The following is a 16,082-nucleotide window of genomic DNA, read 5'->3' on the forward strand; positions in this document are numbered from 1 at the left end:
TATAGCGGCTTGTGACAGTTCTGCGGCTGCAAGCTACAATAGCGCCTTTGATTTAGCCTGGATTCTTAAAATAGCCATGAAAGACTTCAAAATAGCCCCATCTATACTCGCAGCGGACTTCGCCCGTCTTGGTGAAGAGGTTCAAACCGTATTGGACAGCGGTGCCGATATTGTTCATTTTGATGTGATGGATAATCACTATGTGCCCAACCTGACCATTGGCCCAATGGTGTGTCAGGCATTGCGAAAGTACGGCATTAGTGCCCCAATCGATGTACATTTAATGGTGGAGCCGGTAGATGACATGATCTCCATGTTTGCTGATGCAGGCGCCGATTACATTACCTTTCACCCGGAAGCGTCACGCCATGTGGATCGCTCCATACAGCTTATTAAGCAAAAGGGCTGTAAAGCGGGCTTGGTGTTGAACCCTGCTACCCCCATTGATGCTGTCCGCCATGTATTACCGCAATTGGATATGTTGTTGTTGATGTCAGTAAACCCCGGCTACGGTGGCCAGAAGTTTATTCCCTATACCTTGGATAAATTGCGCGAAGCTCGTCGTATGATTGATGAGATCGAAGCTAATAGTGGGGCTTCGATTCGCCTTGAAATTGATGGTGGCGTAACAGCTGATAATATCTACGAGATCGCCAAAGCTGGCGCTGATACCTTTGTTGCAGGTTCTGCTATTTTTGGCAAAGAAGACTATCGCGTTGCTATTGATAATATGCGCAAAGAATTGGCCAAGGTTTAAAACGGCCTATATCCGTTAAGCAGAGATTTTTTTGCGATAGGGCGCGGTGGTTTTTATTACGGTTACTGCGCTCCTTATCGTTTCAGTTTGGCTGCAAGAGAGAGAATCTTGATTCTGGGTCTAAAATCTTAGACCACGCTTTACGTCTCTCTGGCTGCGAATGGCTGGCCCTTGTTTTACAGGCCCTTGCTTTGCAAAGTGGGTTCCCAGCCCTATACCAGAAGTACCCCTAGTTAAAAACATTCCATAATAAATAAAGGTGTGCCATGAAAAAGCTGTTCCTTTGCCTTACGACTTTGTTGTGTTCTTCCGCTTCATTCGTACAGGCTTACGATCGTATTACCGGTTCAGAGTTCGCTTCGCGCTCAGAAGTAATCGCCCAAAATGGTATGGCGGCAACATCTCAGCCTTTAGCAACACAGGTAGCTTTGGATATATTGAAGGCCGGTGGGAATGCTGTAGATGCCGCCATTGCAGCTAATGCGGTTTTAGGTCTAGTTGAGCCAACCGGGAATGGCATAGGAGGCGATTTATTTGCCATTATCTGGGATGCGAAGACTCAAAAGTTATATGGTTTAAATGCCTCAGGTCGCTCCCCGCAATCATTGAGCTTGGATTACTTAAAATCACAGGGCGATAAGATTCCAGCTTATGGGCCATTACCTGTTTCAGTTCCTGGGGCGGTAGATGGTTGGTTTGAAATGCACCAGAAGTTTGGCAAGTTACCCATGGCAAACTTGTTGCAACCTACTATCGATTATGCGCGAAATGGATTTCCAGTATCAGAGTTAATTGCTTATTACTTAGATAGAAGTATTTCAGCACGAGCCAAGTACCCAGGCTTCAAAGAAGTGTACATGCCCAATGGGCGTATGCCGCTTAAAGGTGAAATATTTCGCAATTCGGCACTGGCCAATACCTTAGAGAAAATTGCTAATGAAGGTCGCGACGCTTTCTATAAAGGTGATATTGCCCGCGAGATTGATCGCTATATGAAAGCCAATGGCGGCTTTTTAAGCTACCAAGATTTGGCCGATCATCGCAGTGACTGGATTGAGCCCGTGAGCAGTAATTATCGTGGTTATGATGTTTGGGAGTTGCCGCCAAATGGTCAAGGTATCGCCGCCCTACATATTTTAAACCTGATGGAAGGCTTTGATGTAAAGGCCATGGGCTTTGGCTCGGTGGATTATATTCATGCCTTTGTTGAGGCTAAAAAGATAGCGTTCGCTGATAGAGCAAAGTTCTATGCCGACCCAGATTTTAGTGATATTCCTGTTGCTAAAATTATTTCTAAAAACTATGCCGATCAACAGCGCCCTTCAATTAATATGGCAAAAGCGGCAAAGCGTGATCACGCAGGTCCCGTAGATGGCGATACGATTTATATGACCACCGCCGATAAGGCTGGCAATATGGTATCGCTTATTCAGAGTAATTTTCGTGGTATGGGCTCTGGCATGACCCCTGAAAAACTAGGCTTTGTACTGCAAAATCGCGGTGAGCTTTTTAACTTTATTGATGGTCACCCTAATCAGTATGCGCCTGCTAAGCGCCCCTTTCACACAATTATTCCAGCGTTTGTGACCAAAGATGGCAAGCCATGGTTGAGCTTTGGGGTGATGGGTGGGGCCACTCAGCCTCAAATGCACGCACAGATTGTCATGAACCTAGTGGATTTTGGTATGAACTTACAAGAGGCAGGTGATGCCCCGCGGATCTTGCATACGGGTTCGAGCCAGCCTACCGGTGAAATAATGCTGGATGGCGGCTTTGTCAGCCTCGAATCAGGCACCGGGCAAGCGGTGCGCAGAGAGTTGGCCAAGCGAGGCCATGTTTTGCGCGACAGCTTAGGGGCGTTTGGTGGCTATCAAGCCATTTTACGTGACCTAGAAAGCGGCGTGTATTATGGCGCCTCTGAAACCCGTAAAGACGGGCAGGCGGCGGGCTACTAAGTCGCAGTCGAATGGCACTATAAGTGGATTTAGCAGAGTTTGTGTGGAAGCTTCACGAAAGGTGCTAGAATCAGTTTATGGAGTGTCGAGAATCTTGTGGCGCTTGCTGTATTGCTCCGTCAATAAAGCAGGCCATGCCAAATATGCCTACAGGCAAGGCTGCTGGTGAGCTGTGTGCTAATTTAGATCCAGAGAGCTTGCAGTGCCGTATTTGGGGGCAGCAAGGTTACCCAGATTTCTGTCGAGGCTTTCAGCCAGATGTGGATTTCTGCGGTGAAAATCGAGATCAAGCCATGCAGATCTTAAGCTTGCTTGAAGTGCAGACTAGTGCATAGTAGGCCTGCTGCGAAAGTAATTATCAATAACAAGCCGCTGTTGAGCGGTGTGATCGTAAACTTGGGAAGAAAACTATGGCGAAGTTGCCTGATGAACAACGCGAAATTCATGCAAATTACACCTCTCAATTTATTGAGTTGGCCAATAAACTGAAAGATGACGGTGGTGATGTTCAGATCATCTCAGCAGCGCTGATGAGCGCTTCTGGTGTATATGCGACTTATACAACTTCTGGCAATGAAGGCTATTTGCATGAGTCTGGCATTGAAAAAGTGACTCAGGTTTACAAAAATAACCTGACCTTTATTCAGAATCTAAAGAAAGCTCAGGCCGAAGACGCTCAGGCCAATAGCTAATACAGATTGGCCAGCTGCATAGCTGGCCATTGCTCACCTTCTTACATGGGTTAACCCAGCCTTCTTTGCGAGTACTATCGTGGCGCATCTGCTTTATCGTCTAAATCAACTGCCTGAAGATGAAATCATTGAAATACGCCAATTGCTCGATGATGCAGGTATTGAATATTATGAAACCAGTGGCGGCAACTGGGGGATTTCTCTAGCGGCTATATGGTTACATGACGACAGTCAACTGGAAGAAGCTAAGGAACATCTCGAAAAGTATCACCGTTATCGCGCGGAGGCTGCACGTCAGCAACCCGTTGAAAGCTGGTGGTCACATGCCCGTCGCCGCCCAATCAAGGTCTTGGCCTTTTCAGCTTTAATCGCAGCTTTGTTTTATCTCCTATTAGCGCCTTTCGTTGCCATGATGACCTCTGCATAGTCAGCAGAATATTGATTAACTGCTATGCTTACAGCATCGTTGACATTGGCTCGTGATTGATAGCTGAGCTGAAGGCCTTCTATTAAGTAAACAGGAGTTTGCTATGGCGCGCGCTGTTATTTTGCTGCTGATCGTTTTAGGGCTGCAGTCCTGTGGTGAGTCAGGCCATGAGCATTTCTGCTCGAAATATCAATATCTTCATGGCAAGTTAACCGAGCCAGGTGTGCTGCCCTTTCTGACTCTAAAAAAAATGCTACGTGAAGAGCTTAACGAGCCTGCTAAGCGTGAAGATGCCAAGATGGCTTTGTTCGTCATTGGCGATATAGAAAGAGGCCTCATTCGAGGCACTGAAAGCCCTAGAGATTACTGCCTACGCCGCAAGCGTTGGGAGGCCTACCGCTAGCCAATGGGTGGCTAGGGCACTTCTGAATAATGCAGGTTTTGCTCAGCGGAGCTCGGAAGCGCTTAGCTACTAGACGCGCTTCACGCCAATGTCGTACTCTTCGTTGCTCCTTTTCGACAGGCGACCAGTCTGCCTTCAAAGCAGCGCCTCGATTACGATATTGACGTGAAGCCTGAGCAAATCTGCATTGTTCAGAGGTGCCCTAGTAGCAAATTCATCAAATTGTCATATCTAGGGCTTTAAATATATGTTTTGGCGTATATAATGCGCCCCATATGTATCTAGCTTCGGAGGATGAGTGATGGCAGTTAAAGTGGGAATCAACGGCTTTGGGCGTATGGGGCGGCTAGTGTTGCGCGCTGCCTGGCAATGGCCAGAGTTTGAGTTCGTACAGATTAATGATCCTGCCGGTGATGCAGAATGTTTTGCGCACTTGATGAATTTTGATTCTGTCCACGGAAGCTTTGATGGTAACTGTGTGGCCCAAGAACAATCCTTGTTGTTAGGCCAGCATCAGGTGGTCTTTACTCGTCAGAAGTCAATTGAGGCCGTTGATTGGTCGTCTTGTGATCTCGTTATTGAAGCCTCTGGAAAATTTAAGAGCCAGGCCAGCCTACAAGCTTACTTTGATCAAGGGGTGAAGCGGGTTTTGGTTACGGCGCCGGTTAAGGAGCCAGGGGTACTAGATACCGTATTGGGTGTAAATGATCATTTATTTGATCCAGCTAAGCACCGCATTGTCACTGCGGCTTCTTGTACCACCAATTGCCTGGCGCCGGTCGTAAAAGTTATTAATGAATCTTTCGGAATTGTGCATGGCAGCTTTACCACCATCCATGATATTACCAACACTCAAAGTATTTTAGATCAGGCGCATAAAGATCTGCGCCGGGCTCGCGCCTGTGGACAGAGTTTGATTCCTACCAGTACAGGCTCAGCAACAGCTATTATGGAAATCTTTCCTGAATTAAAAGGGCGCTTAGATGGCCACGCAGTGAGAGTGCCTTTGGCCAACGCCTCCTTAACGGATTGTGTCTTTGAGCTGGCTAAAGATACAACGGCGGAAGAAGTTAATGAGCAATTAAAGCTTGCCAGCCAAACCCATCTAAGCGGCGTTTTGGGCTACGAAACACGACCATTGGTGTCGGTGGATTTTAAAACCGACCCGCGTTCCAGCATTATCGATGCCTTAAGTACTCGAGTCATTAATTCTCGACATGTGAAAATCTACGCTTGGTATGACAATGAGTGGGGTTATGCGAATCGTAGTGCCGAGCTTGCTAAGATGCTTGCCCAGCACTGCTAATCAATTGTTTTTGCGTTGCTTTACTGGGACTTTTCGAGGCTAGAAAGATGAATAGCGGCATCCGCCAATATGCTCTGATCTGTGCGAACTACTGGGCTTTTACCATCACTGATGGTGCATTGCGAATGTTAGTGCTTTGGTACTTTCATCAGCAGGGTTTTGGTGCTCTAGCGATTGCCAGTTTATTTGTGTTATATGAGCTTTGCGGTGTGTTCACCAATTTATTTGGTGGCTGGCTAGGTGCGCGAATCGGTTTAAATCAAACCATGAATTTGGGTTTGCTATTGCAAATTTGTGCGCTGGGTTTATTGCTGGTGCCAGCAGATATGCTGAGTGTGGCTTGGGTAATGATGGCTCAAGCTGGCTCTGGTATTGCCAAAGATTTAAACAAGATGAGCGCAAAGAGCGCCATTAAAAACTTGGTACCCCAAGATCAATTATTCCGGTGGGTGGCACGGCTAACTGGTTCTAAAAACAGTTTGAAAGGACTTGGTTTTTTTGTGGGGGCTGCGCTCTATCAATATTGGGGCTTCCAGCAAGCTTTGTTGTTGCTAATGGGATTGTTGTTAATCGCTTTAGTGGCAAGCTTACTGTTGCTCGACAAGCAGCTAGGTCGCAGCAAGTATAAGGCGAAATTTACAGAGCTCTTCTCAAATAGCTCTGCCCTAAATCAGCTTTCTGCCGCCAGATTATTTTTGTTTGCTGCTAGGGATGTTTGGTTTGTTGTGGCTCTACCGGTTTCGCTTGCCCAATATTTTGGCTGGGAGCATTCGGCGGTCGGTGCGTTTTTAGCCGCTTGGATTATCATTTATGGTGCGGTTCAAGGTTTTGTGCCGCAGTTACTAAAACAGCAAGATGCGGCTTCCAAACTGTGTTTTTGGGCTGTGCTATTGGCTACTCTAAGCTTTGCTATCGCATTGCCATTATTATTTTTAGCGGCGGATAATATTGCACTGTCGCAGATGTTACTGTTGTTGGGCTTGCTTGCCTTTGCCGGAATTTTTGCGATTAATTCGGCTTACCATAGTTATTTAGTGGTTGCCTATGCGCGTGCTGACGGTGCGTCTTTAGATGTAGGTTTTTATTATATGTCGAATGCGCTGGGTAGGTTGCTTGGGACGATCCTGTCGGGGTGGATCTTTGCCAGCTTTGGCTTAGCGGCTTGCTTATTGGCCTCTGCTGCCATGTTGCTAGCCGCAGGGTTATTGGCCAGAGGGCTGCCTAGTAGCGAATAGCAGTTTACGCTTGTTGAAAAACCAGAACCCATAAAAAAGCTCGCGAAATCAGCGAGCTTTTTTGTTTTCTATTGCAGTTAGGCTTAAACCGGCTCTACGGTATAGCTCACTGCATTTTGGCGGCGCTTGTCACGAATTTTACGGAGCTGTCGTTGAGCTGGGATTTGCCATTGTGCAACGGTTTCAGATACGCAGTATCCGCGGCTTATTAGCGCATTAATAATGGCATTGGCTGCCCCTAAAGCTTGTTGGCAGCGGTGATAAGGGCCTTGGCTTTTTACTTTATGTGGCTGCTCATCGCTGATGCCCCCTAAGGCTATTAAGGAGTACAGGCCATCTTCTACAGGTTTAATGTGTAGCTCGATGCGTTTCCCTGATGCCGCTAGCAAAACCACAGATGTCCCTATTTGAGGTAGCTTTAGATAGTTAAGTCGCATAGTCATTGCTTCTTTAGCTCGTTAAGTCAGCATCCCGCTGACCGATAAATTTATTTGTTAGCCAGGCCCTTCAATAGGCTCTCTTTATTGGCTGACAAATCCGCAGGCTTAAATTTAACTTTTGCTGCCAAATATCGGATTTTCCCTTCAAACCCCTGTAAAAATAAGGATATTGGCGTCAAAAAACACCTATAGCTTCACTCATCTCCGCGGAAGCGTCAAGTTTCAATCACTCTATAGTTGAATGTTGAGTGTGTATATAAGTCTTTGATATTAAAAATAATATAGCCCAAAAAGTAGATTTATTTTTTATTGACTGGGCGACAACTGGTCACGGAACTGTTGCCCTTTGTGAACCAGCTAACATTTTGTATAGCCAAAATTTTGGCGCGCTCTGCAGCTAATTCGACTTTGAATGTTGGCATATAGAAGCTTGGAGCTAATTTGCGACAAAAGTTGTGCTTGGCTTACTTGTTCACGCGGGCGGAGAAGCTAGGAAGATAGCTGTTAATCCTTCTGAATTCGTCTAGAGCTGAAGGCATTAATTGAGTAAACTTGCGCCGTTTTAGCGGCCCTTCAATTGGAAATCTTATGCTCAGTGAATCCTACCGCCAACGCTTTTCCGGCATCGCTCGTTTATATGGCGATAATAGCCTGATTCAGCTGGCTTCCGCCCATATGATGGTCATAGGCATTGGCGGTGTGGGAAGTTGGCTGGCAGAGGCTTTGGCGCGCAGCGGGGTGGGTGAAATTAGCCTTGTTGATATGGATGAAGTTTGTGTCAGCAATATCAATCGCCAGGTGCATGCTTTGCAGAGTACGATTGGTCAAAGCAAAATTGATTTAATGTCGGCTCGGCTAAAAGATATTAACCCCGATATCCGCGTAAACTGCATCGATGACTTTTTAGATCAAGATAATATTACTGAGCTTGTTGGCCAAGATATTGATGTCGTTATAGATGCAATCGATTCGGGTAAGGTAAAAGCTGCCCTGATTGCGCATTGCCGTTCCCATAAGCAACAGGTGATCACTTTGGGCAGTGCGGGTGGCAAGGTCAACCCTGCACGAGTAATCAGCGGGGATTTAAGCAAAACCATCAAAGATCCGCTGCTTGCCAGAGTTAGAAAAATACTCCGCCAGCAATACGGTTTCCCGCGCAACCCCAAGCGGGTTTTCTCTGTCGAGGCGGTATATTCACCCGAGCAGATGCGATACCCGGATGGTGAGGGAGGTTTTACCGAGCAAAAGCCGAAGCAAGATGCCGGGCAGGGCTTGGATTGCAGTGGTGGATTTGGCTCTATTACCATGGTGACTTCGGTTTTTGCCATGCATGCGGCCACCCGAGCAATTGAGCGCTACCTAGAGCGTGTCCAATAATGTTAGAAGTTTTAGCTATTTGCTAATTTTTGAAGATGCTCAACTAAACTGTAAACGCCGTTGCTACGAGATGGGCTGAGATAATTTTTAAGCTGTAGCTCATCGATCGCTTTAGTGAAATCAAAGTCAGCAATTTCTTGGCTACTGGCGCCTTCTACCCAACTTAATATAAGGGCGCTAATCCCTCTGATCAGGCGGGCATCACTGTCGTGACGAAAATGCCAACGCCCATTATGTTGCTTTGCTTCTAGCCACAAGGCTGATTCGCAGCCAGGAATTAATAAGTGGGTTTGTTGAATATCTTTTTTAGTGCTTACCTGTTTACCCCAGAGGATTAACTGCTTCTGTCGCTGCTGCCAGCTTTTTGCCTGTTTGATTTCTGCCGCACGCTTAGCGTCGAGTTCATTCGAGCTAGGCTTGTCTTCGTTTTTAATTTGTTCTTGAGCACTAAAAAATTCAGCGCAGGCATTTACTAAAGCTTCGATGTCGTTAAGCTTGTTGTAAGGGGCGATCGAGGCGCGCAATAAGCTGCTTTGCCCTAGCTCTTGAAGCAATGGTTGGGTGCAATGATGCCCATGACGTACAGCAATGCCATGTTGGTCGAGATAATCAGCCAGCTCAATATTAAGTTCTTGTTGCTGCAGGCTAAAGCAAATGATCGCCGCCGGATTATCTGGCTGACTAAAAAGCGTAAGCTCTGAGAAATCAGATAATTTTTGATGGGCTTGCTCGCATAGAGCCTTAATGTGTTGTTGCATGTGTACAAGCGGCCACTGCTGAAAGAACTGCAGCGCAGCATCAAACGCAGCGACATTGGCAGTTGCTGGGCTGCCAGCTTCAAAACGATGGGGGGCATTTAAATAGCTGCTATTTTGCAGGCTGACTTGCTGAATCATTCCACCACCGCTGAGCAAAGGGGGGAGTTCATTAAGCCTTTCTTGTTTGCCATAGAGAATCCCCAGTCCTTCGGGGCCAAACATTTTATGGGCAGAAAAACAGAGGAAGTCACATTCTAATTCTTGTACATCAATCTGTTGATGTGCAATGGCCTGCGCCGCATCTACAATAAAGGTGCAATGTTCGGGCAGAAGTTTTTTCAATTCGCCAAGTTGGCTACTGCAGCCCATGGTATTCGAACAGGCGGTGACGCTGACAATGCGAGTTTTTTCGCTAATCAGCTGCTTTGCCGCTTGCCAATCCAGCTGACCATTTTTAATAGGTAGGAATTTTAGCGTCAGTTGTTTTTGCAGGGCTATCTCCTGCCATGGAATTAAATTGGCATGATGTTCTAGCAAGGAGAGAACAATTTCATCGCCCGCTTGCAACTTTGCTGCCAAGCCTTTGGCCAAAGTGTTTAGTGCGGCTGTGCAACTTTGGGTGAAGACGATATTGTTAGCATTTTCAGCGTTAATAAATTCTGCACAATGGTGACGACAGCTTTCTATGGTCTCTGTCGCGACTCGACTAAAACGGTGACTGCCGCGATGGGCATTGCCAATGGTAGATGAATAATAGGCGGAGATTGCCTCAATAACCGAGCTGGGCTTTTGGGTGGTTGCAGCATTATCTAAGTAATGAATGGATTCATCGCGAAGGGCAGGGAAGTGGCTTTTAAAAGTTTGCGGGTCAAAATCTCTTGTCTTCATAGCTGCTGCAGGTCTTATTCTCGCGCTTGGCTTGAGTTAAAGCGCAATTGTCTCACAGATTCGCTGGATTATTTAAGGCCAAACAATGCACGGCTGTTAGCGCTGCTTTGCTCAGCAATATGATGAATATCTTGCTGGCGCAGATCGGCTAGGCACTGGGCTATTTCCAATAGATGTAGTGGGCTATTACTCTGACCTTGCTTGCCAAATAAGGGCATAGAGGGGGCGTCGGTTTCCAGTACAATTTTAGATAGCTGCAGCTTGCTAGCCATACGGCGAGTCTTTTGTGCCCGTGGATAGCTGATGCTGCCGCCAATTCCAATCAACATGCCTTGGTCGATGTAGTTTTGGGCAAGCTCAATACTGCCGCTGAAGCCATGCACAACTCCACACAGAGGTTGCTGCTGTTTGAGAAGTGGGAGCAGTTCTTGTTGTGCTTTGTGGGCATGCAGAATAACGGGTAAGTTGCGCTCCCTGGCCTGCTGTAGCTGCCACTGCAGAGCTTCGATATGCAGTGGTGTGATACCTTTGCTGCCATCTAAGCCGCACTCACCAATCGCGATACAGTTCGGATCTTGCAAGGCTTGCTCAAGCTCTTTTTTCAGCGTGTGGAAGTTTTCCTCATCGACCCACCAAGGATGTAAACCGGCTGCCCAATAACAGCCATCGAATTTATTACACAAGGCTTGGATTTTGGGCCATTGCCTAGGCTCGGTGGCAGGGATGATGAGCTGGGAAATATGGTGTTCTTGGCATTGCTGCCAGAGCTGATCGACATTACTGAACTCAGGAAAGTCCAGGTGGCAATGACTGTCGATCAGCTCCATGATAGTCGCTTTATATAGATGGTAGCTTTAAGTGGCTAGTAGCATGAGATGGCAGGCCTATAGGCTCTGCCAGAAGCTTAGTAAAATTAGCGCTGGGCAGAAGAAACGTACATAGATCGGCCATATCTTCCAGAACAGGCTATCTTCAATATCTTCATGACCTTCTTTGAGTTCGGCTAGCAAGCGGTCGCGATGCATAATCCAGCCAGCAAAAATACACAGTAAAATGCCAAGAATTGGCTGGCTGTACTTGGTGGTGAAATCCACGACTAGGCCAAATAGGCTAGCAAAATTCAAAATAATCACGGCGCTAACCGCAAAAATAATTCCACCAATAATCATTGTGACCACTGGGCGAGAAGCATTACTTCGCTCCACCGCTCTGGCTACAGGAACTTCAAGCATTGAGATGGATGAGGTAAGCGAGGCAATAGTCATCAGGCCGAAGAAGGCGATAGCTACCCAAGGGCCAGCAGCTCCCATGGAATCAAATAGCACTGGTAGCACCTGGAAAATCAAGTCAGGGCCTGCCAGTAGCTCGCCGCTTTCACTGTAGATAGTAGCGCCATGGTGTTGCGCAACAAACATGGCGGGAATAATCAGTAAACCAGCAGTAAAGGCGATACCCACATCCACGGTAGTCACAATAGCGCCTAGGCGAGGCAGGCTGTCATCTTTGCTCAGATAAGAGCCGTAGATCATCATAGTGCCAACACCTAAAGAGAGCGAGAAGAAAGCCTGCCCCATAGCGTTAACGATCAGTTGCGGATCAGATAGCTGACTAAGGTCTGGTAATAAATAGAGTTTTAAACCCTCGGCAGCGCCTTCTTGCATCAGTACATAAACGATCAGCAGGATCAGCAAGATAATCAGTGCGGGCATTAAGCGGCTAGACCAGCGTTCAATACCTGATTCAACGCCGCTGGCGATAATCGCCATCGTAAGGCCGGCAAATAAGCCGCCGAAGATTAGGTTGCGACTGTTGCTCTGTTCGCTAAGCCAGCTGGTCGCGGCCTCCATGCTCAGCATATCGGTAACTGGGGCGAAGAGGTAGGCCACCATCCAACCGGCAATAATGGTATAGAAGCTTAAAATTAGGCTGGCCACTACAATGCCATACCAGCCTACAAAGCGACCAAAGAATTTGCTTATAGGGTTAGCTGCTACAGAAGCCAGGCCATCAACAGTGTTGGAACGTGAGTGTCGGCCTAATGTTAGCTCGGCCATTAAGGCAGGGTAGGCCAAGCAGAATGCCAGCACTAAGTAAGCTAATACAAAGGCGGCGCCACCATTGCTTGCGGTTTGGGTTGGAAAACCCCAGATATTACCTAGGCCTACGGCGGAGCCGGCGGCGGCCATGATAAATCCAGTTTTGGAAGAGAATTGTCCCCTAGGGCTGCTCATAATCTACGTCTCATTATTCTAGTTGGGTAGACGCTGCCGCGTTCTTGTTCTTGAAAGACGGCAAATCATACTCGGTACAAGCTGATTTTGCCGTAATTTGAAGAATGATGCGAGAAATTGGCTAAAAAGCCGGAAATTGGCAATATTTCTAATGGGATGCTATTTGGTCTGCATCAAACGTTGCTTTTGACGGTTCCAATCGCGCTGTTTTTCCGTTTCACGCTTATCGTGTTGCTGCTTACCTTTGCCTAATCCGATCTGGCATTTCACCAGGTGGTTTTTCCAGTAAAGAGAAAGTGCGATCACACTATAACCCTGCTGCTCGGCGGCTTGGCGCAATTTGGCGATCTCTTTTTTGTGCAGCAGCAATCTTCTAGAGCGGGTGGGCTCGGTTACAAAGTGAGTTGATGCGCTGATCAGTGGCTGAATCTGGGCATTTAATAAAAATGCTTCGCCGTTTTTGAAAAACACATAGCTGTCGGTGAGTTGGCCTTTGCCTTCGCGCAGACTTTTAACTTCCCAGCCCATAAGCTCTAGGCCAGCCTCAACTGTATCACTGATGTGATAGTCGAATCGGGCGCGTTTATTTTGAGCGATGGTATTGGGACTGGTTTTCTTTTGCTTCTTTGCCATGGCGGCGGATTATAAAGGTAAGTGTTCGGAAAACCTAGGATTATGCGTCACGCTTATAGCTGGATCTCGAGGCTAGTGGTAGCATTTCGACTATGGATAAGGTTCATGAAAATACAGTTGCGCATCACCCCACTGAGGTTCCCGCTGAAACGGAGACTCGCTGGCTAGGCTATTGGCCCTTTGTTTGGGGGGCGACAGGTGCAGCGGTAAGCTTAATTAATCTCTGGCGTTTCCCTTATTTGGTGGGAGAGCACGGCGGCGGCCTGTTCCTATTGGTTTACCTGCTCTGTGTCATCGTCCTAGCCGTGCCTATTATGCTGGCTGAGGTCTTGATCGGCCGCTTGGGGCGTGGCAACCCAGTATTGGCGGTGGCCAATGTCAGTCGCTTGTCGGGCATATCGAGTATGTGGCGATTAGTCGGTTATCTGGTTATTGCGGCGAGCCTTTTGATTTTACCGATATACAGCGTAATGGGTGGCTGGGGGCTGGAATACCTAAACATGAGCCTAGAGCATCGCTTTGAAGGAATTAGCTTTGCAACCAGTAAAGCTGAATTTGACCGATTTTTGCTCGATCAGACATCGATGCTGGCTTGGCATTCGGCCTTGATGCTGGCGGCCGTACTTTTGGTCGCGGCAGGTATAAGGGTTTTGGCATGGGTTCTGAAGATACTGGTGCCGGGCATGTTTATCATTATGCTGCTCTTGGTGATGCAGTTGTCCTCATTGGATGATTTTAGTTATGCCCTCGCTTGGATGTTCTCCTTTAGGCCAGAAGACTTCAGTTGGAATTCACTTCTATTAGCACTAGGTCATGGCTTCCTCACTTTGGGGGTGGGCCTGGGCGTTATGATGACCTACAGCGGCTATTTACCAAAGAATAGCCAGATGGGGCGTTTAGTGCTGCGTATTAGTGCCCTAGATCTGCTTATTGCTGTTTTGGCAGGTCTAGTTGCTTTGCCTTTGTTGATGTCGATACCTGAGCAGGCACCAGCAGCGGGGCCGGAGTCTTTGTTTGTGTCTTTGCCTGCAGTATTTGGCTCCTTGGAAGGCGGTTTCTCATTAGCAAATTGGTTTTATATCGTCGTTGTTGCCGTTGCTTTAAGTTCTATGGTGCCGCTAATGGAGCCATTGGTGGCTCATATGGTTGATCGTGGTTGGCCACGCTATCAAGGCGCTATTTTTGCAGGTACGGTTTGCTGGACCATTGGCCTGGGTGTCGTAATGTCATTCAATCAATGGCAGCAAGTCGAGCTCTTAGATGGCATGAACTTTTCGCAGCTATTGGATTATGTGACGGCAAATGCCCTGATGCCAATTGTGGGAATGATTATGGCGGTTATTGTTGGTTGGTTGCTGCCAATCGAGAAAGCTCGCGAAGCCTTTCAGCAGGATTCAAAATGGCGCTTCCAAGCATGGTTGTTCTTGTTAAAATACGGCGCGCCTCTATTGATCTATGCGATTTTTATTATGCCTATGTTGCAGGGTTGGCTGAATTGATTGTCAAAATAGTGGTCGCTAAGGATTCTCCATTTTTAATAAGTTCTTTTTAATCGATAAGTAGCAGCCTAGTGTATTTAGTTAATGGACGTATAAATGGCCACTGAAATTGAGCGTAGTGCCCTAGTGGCTTATTCCCAAGAGCAAATGTTTGAGCTAGTTGGGGATATCGAATCCTACCCGCAATTTATGCCTGGCTGTGTGGCGGCAGAAATTCATCAGCAGGGTGAAGATTTTGTAGAGGCCAGTTTGTATCTTTCCCAGGCAGGTATTAAGCAGCAGTTTACTACTCGCAATGTTTTAGAGCGACCGGGCAAGATGTTAATGAGTTTAGTAGCGGGCCCGTTTTCTGAGTTGTCGGGTGAGTGGCGATTTATTCCGCTGGCAGAAAATGCATGCAAAGTGGAACTGAGTTTACGATTTGGCTTTGATAATGCCGTGCTAAAATTAGCCGCTGGAAAGCTATTTGAAAAATCAGCCAATCAACAGGTGGCGGCTCTATGTCAAAGGGCCGAGCAAGTGTATGGACCGAGTAAACTATAAGCTTATAGTTTGCGAGCTATTAGTTTGCAATTTATGTTGTGACGTAACTATTGCGAGCCAGTCATGTGGCTCAAGTGACTCAAAAAGAAAGAGTTAGATGTAACGATGAGTGATATTGAAACTATTTCCGTTGAAGTGGCTTATGCCTTAGCGGATAAACAAAAGATTGTATCTCTATTGGTGGAACCCGGCACGACCGCTTTGCAGGCCGTGAAGAAGTCTGGCATCAGTGAGATCTTTCCAGAGATTGACCCCGATAGCGCTAAGATGGGCATATTTGGCCAAAGCTTGGGCACAAAAGGTTTGTTAAAAGCCCATGAGCATCAACTTAAGGAAGGGGATAGGGTAGAGATTTACCGCCCGCTTATTGCAGACCCTAAAGAGGTTCGTAGACGACGAGCGGCAAAAGCAGCTGAATAATTTAGCGACTTAATGAGAGGCGGCTTGATTTAGGAAGCAACTTTGCGAAGCGCCTCTCAAAAATGAGATTTGCTTCGCCCGTCAGTTTGTCAGCTAAACTGAGAGTGTCATTAATTCCCAGTGCGACTAATTCTCAGTACTGCCTAGCTTCCAGCACCATCCGCGCGGAAATCACCAGAGAAGCGTGCCAACTTATCTTCTTCAAAGAATACAGTGAGTCGTTCCTTAGTCACCTTACCTTTAGCGTCTTTTAAGCTGTAGTAGTAGTCCCAACGGTCTGGTGTAAAGGTATCGGCAATCAATGGGGTACCTAGAACAAAGCGTACTTGGCGCTTGGTCATGCCGGGTTTTAACTGATCAACCATATCCTGAGTAATGATATTACCCTGCTGGATATCGAGGCTATAAACCCCAGGAAATTTAAGGTATGAACAGGCGCTGACTAAGACCAGACAGGCGGCTGCGAAACTGAGCTTTACTGCTTTTTGCATGAAGGGCTTCCACTTCGTTAGACTAAT

General features: G+C 47.0%; 18 protein-coding genes. 12 read left to right on the forward strand and 6 right to left on the reverse strand.

The genetic code is table 11. The annotated features are described in order from the left end of the window. Nucleotides 1-76: 76 nt before the first annotated feature. From rpe to arsJ, 8 genes are all read left to right on the forward strand, one after another. Nucleotides 77-757, forward strand: a complete 681-nt coding sequence (gene rpe / locus Q1A08_RS14140) for a ribulose-phosphate 3-epimerase (RefSeq protein WP_299774012.1) — start codon at nt 77-79, stop codon at nt 755-757. 266 nt (nt 758-1,023) lie between these two features. Beyond that, nucleotides 1,024-2,712, forward strand: a complete 1,689-nt coding sequence (ggt, locus tag Q1A08_RS14145) for a gamma-glutamyltransferase (protein ID WP_299774014.1) — start codon at nt 1,024-1,026, stop codon at nt 2,710-2,712. A 77-nt stretch (nt 2,713-2,789) separates the two neighbouring features. Beyond that, nucleotides 2,790-3,047 (forward strand): YkgJ family cysteine cluster protein, encoded by a 258-nt coding sequence (locus Q1A08_RS14150; RefSeq protein WP_299774015.1) that lies wholly within the window; start codon nt 2,790-2,792, stop codon nt 3,045-3,047. Between the two features lie 75 nt (nt 3,048-3,122). Further along, nucleotides 3,123-3,404 carry a DUF3144 domain-containing protein gene (locus tag Q1A08_RS14155; protein ID WP_299774017.1) on the forward strand — a complete coding sequence of 94 codons (282 nt, stop codon included), beginning with the start codon at nt 3,123-3,125 and terminating at the stop codon, nt 3,402-3,404. 79 nt (nt 3,405-3,483) lie between these two features. Continuing rightward, nucleotides 3,484-3,831, forward strand: coding sequence for a DUF6164 family protein (locus Q1A08_RS14160; protein WP_299774019.1), 348 nt, complete (start codon nt 3,484-3,486; stop codon nt 3,829-3,831). 103 nt (nt 3,832-3,934) lie between these two features. Further along, nucleotides 3,935-4,234 carry a hypothetical protein gene (locus Q1A08_RS14165; RefSeq protein WP_299774021.1) on the forward strand — a complete coding sequence of 100 codons (300 nt, stop codon included), beginning with the start codon at nt 3,935-3,937 and terminating at the stop codon, nt 4,232-4,234. Nucleotides 4,235-4,535: 301 nt separating this feature from the next. Further along, on the forward strand, nt 4,536-5,540 hold the full coding sequence (locus Q1A08_RS14170; protein WP_299774023.1) for an ArsJ-associated glyceraldehyde-3-phosphate dehydrogenase: 1,005 nt from the start codon (nt 4,536-4,538) through the stop codon (nt 5,538-5,540). 47 nt (nt 5,541-5,587) lie between these two features. Then, a complete protein-coding gene (gene arsJ / locus Q1A08_RS14175) occupies nt 5,588-6,775 on the forward strand; it encodes an organoarsenical effux MFS transporter ArsJ (RefSeq protein ID WP_299774025.1) in 1,188 nt (395 codons plus the stop codon). Between the two features lie 83 nt (nt 6,776-6,858). On the opposite strand, the gene Q1A08_RS14180 is transcribed toward arsJ, so the two are convergent. Then, nucleotides 6,859-7,212 (reverse strand): hypothetical protein, encoded by a 354-nt coding sequence (locus Q1A08_RS14180; protein ID WP_299774027.1) that lies wholly within the window; start codon nt 7,210-7,212, stop codon nt 6,859-6,861. A 591-nt stretch (nt 7,213-7,803) separates the two neighbouring features. Here Q1A08_RS14180 and tcdA point away from each other — a divergent pair. Then, on the forward strand, nt 7,804-8,592 hold the full coding sequence (tcdA, locus tag Q1A08_RS14185; RefSeq protein WP_299774029.1) for a tRNA cyclic N6-threonylcarbamoyladenosine(37) synthase TcdA: 789 nt from the start codon (nt 7,804-7,806) through the stop codon (nt 8,590-8,592). Nucleotides 8,593-8,603: 11 nt separating this feature from the next. Here the strand turns inward: tcdA and Q1A08_RS14190 are convergent, their stop codons facing one another. The 4 genes from Q1A08_RS14190 to smpB all read right to left on the reverse strand — a co-directional run bounded on the left by Q1A08_RS14190 (nt 8,604) and on the right by smpB (nt 13,102). Next, a complete protein-coding gene (locus Q1A08_RS14190) occupies nt 8,604-10,238 on the reverse strand; it encodes an aminotransferase class V-fold PLP-dependent enzyme (protein WP_299774031.1) in 1,635 nt (544 codons plus the stop codon). A 68-nt stretch (nt 10,239-10,306) separates the two neighbouring features. Then, nucleotides 10,307-11,065, reverse strand: a complete 759-nt coding sequence (locus tag Q1A08_RS14195) for a TatD family hydrolase (protein WP_299774033.1) — start codon at nt 11,063-11,065, stop codon at nt 10,307-10,309. Between the two features lie 57 nt (nt 11,066-11,122). Next, nucleotides 11,123-12,469: a sodium-dependent transporter gene (locus Q1A08_RS14200; protein WP_299774035.1), complete on the reverse strand. Its 1,347-nt coding sequence runs from the start codon at nt 12,467-12,469 to the stop codon at nt 11,123-11,125. Nucleotides 12,470-12,628: 159 nt separating this feature from the next. Further along, on the reverse strand, nt 12,629-13,102 hold the full coding sequence (smpB, locus tag Q1A08_RS14205; RefSeq protein ID WP_299774037.1) for an SsrA-binding protein SmpB: 474 nt from the start codon (nt 13,100-13,102) through the stop codon (nt 12,629-12,631). Between the two features lie 92 nt (nt 13,103-13,194). Between smpB and Q1A08_RS14210 the strand changes: the two genes are divergently transcribed. The 3 genes from Q1A08_RS14210 (at nt 13,195) to Q1A08_RS14220 (ending at nt 15,564) form a co-directional block, all read left to right on the forward strand. Beyond that, nucleotides 13,195-14,601 carry a sodium-dependent transporter gene (locus Q1A08_RS14210; protein ID WP_299774039.1) on the forward strand — a complete coding sequence of 469 codons (1,407 nt, stop codon included), beginning with the start codon at nt 13,195-13,197 and terminating at the stop codon, nt 14,599-14,601. 96 nt (nt 14,602-14,697) lie between these two features. Further along, complete coding sequence (locus Q1A08_RS14215; RefSeq protein WP_299774041.1) at nt 14,698-15,144, forward strand: type II toxin-antitoxin system RatA family toxin; 447 nt, start codon at nt 14,698-14,700, stop codon at nt 15,142-15,144. A gap of 105 nt (nt 15,145-15,249) precedes the next feature. After that, the gene (locus Q1A08_RS14220) at nt 15,250-15,564 is read left to right on the forward strand and encodes an RnfH family protein (RefSeq protein WP_299774043.1); all 315 of its coding nucleotides are present in this window, start codon (nt 15,250-15,252) and stop codon (nt 15,562-15,564) included. Between the two features lie 143 nt (nt 15,565-15,707). Here the strand turns inward: Q1A08_RS14220 and bamE are convergent, their stop codons facing one another. After that, the gene (bamE, locus tag Q1A08_RS14225; protein ID WP_299774045.1) at nt 15,708-16,055 is read right to left on the reverse strand and encodes an outer membrane protein assembly factor BamE; all 348 of its coding nucleotides are present in this window, start codon (nt 16,053-16,055) and stop codon (nt 15,708-15,710) included. Between the last annotated feature and the right edge of the window lie 27 nt (nt 16,056-16,082).

The organism is uncultured Pseudoteredinibacter sp. (assembly GCF_947500695.1).
Classification (GTDB): Bacteria; Pseudomonadota; Gammaproteobacteria; order Pseudomonadales; family Cellvibrionaceae; genus Pseudoteredinibacter.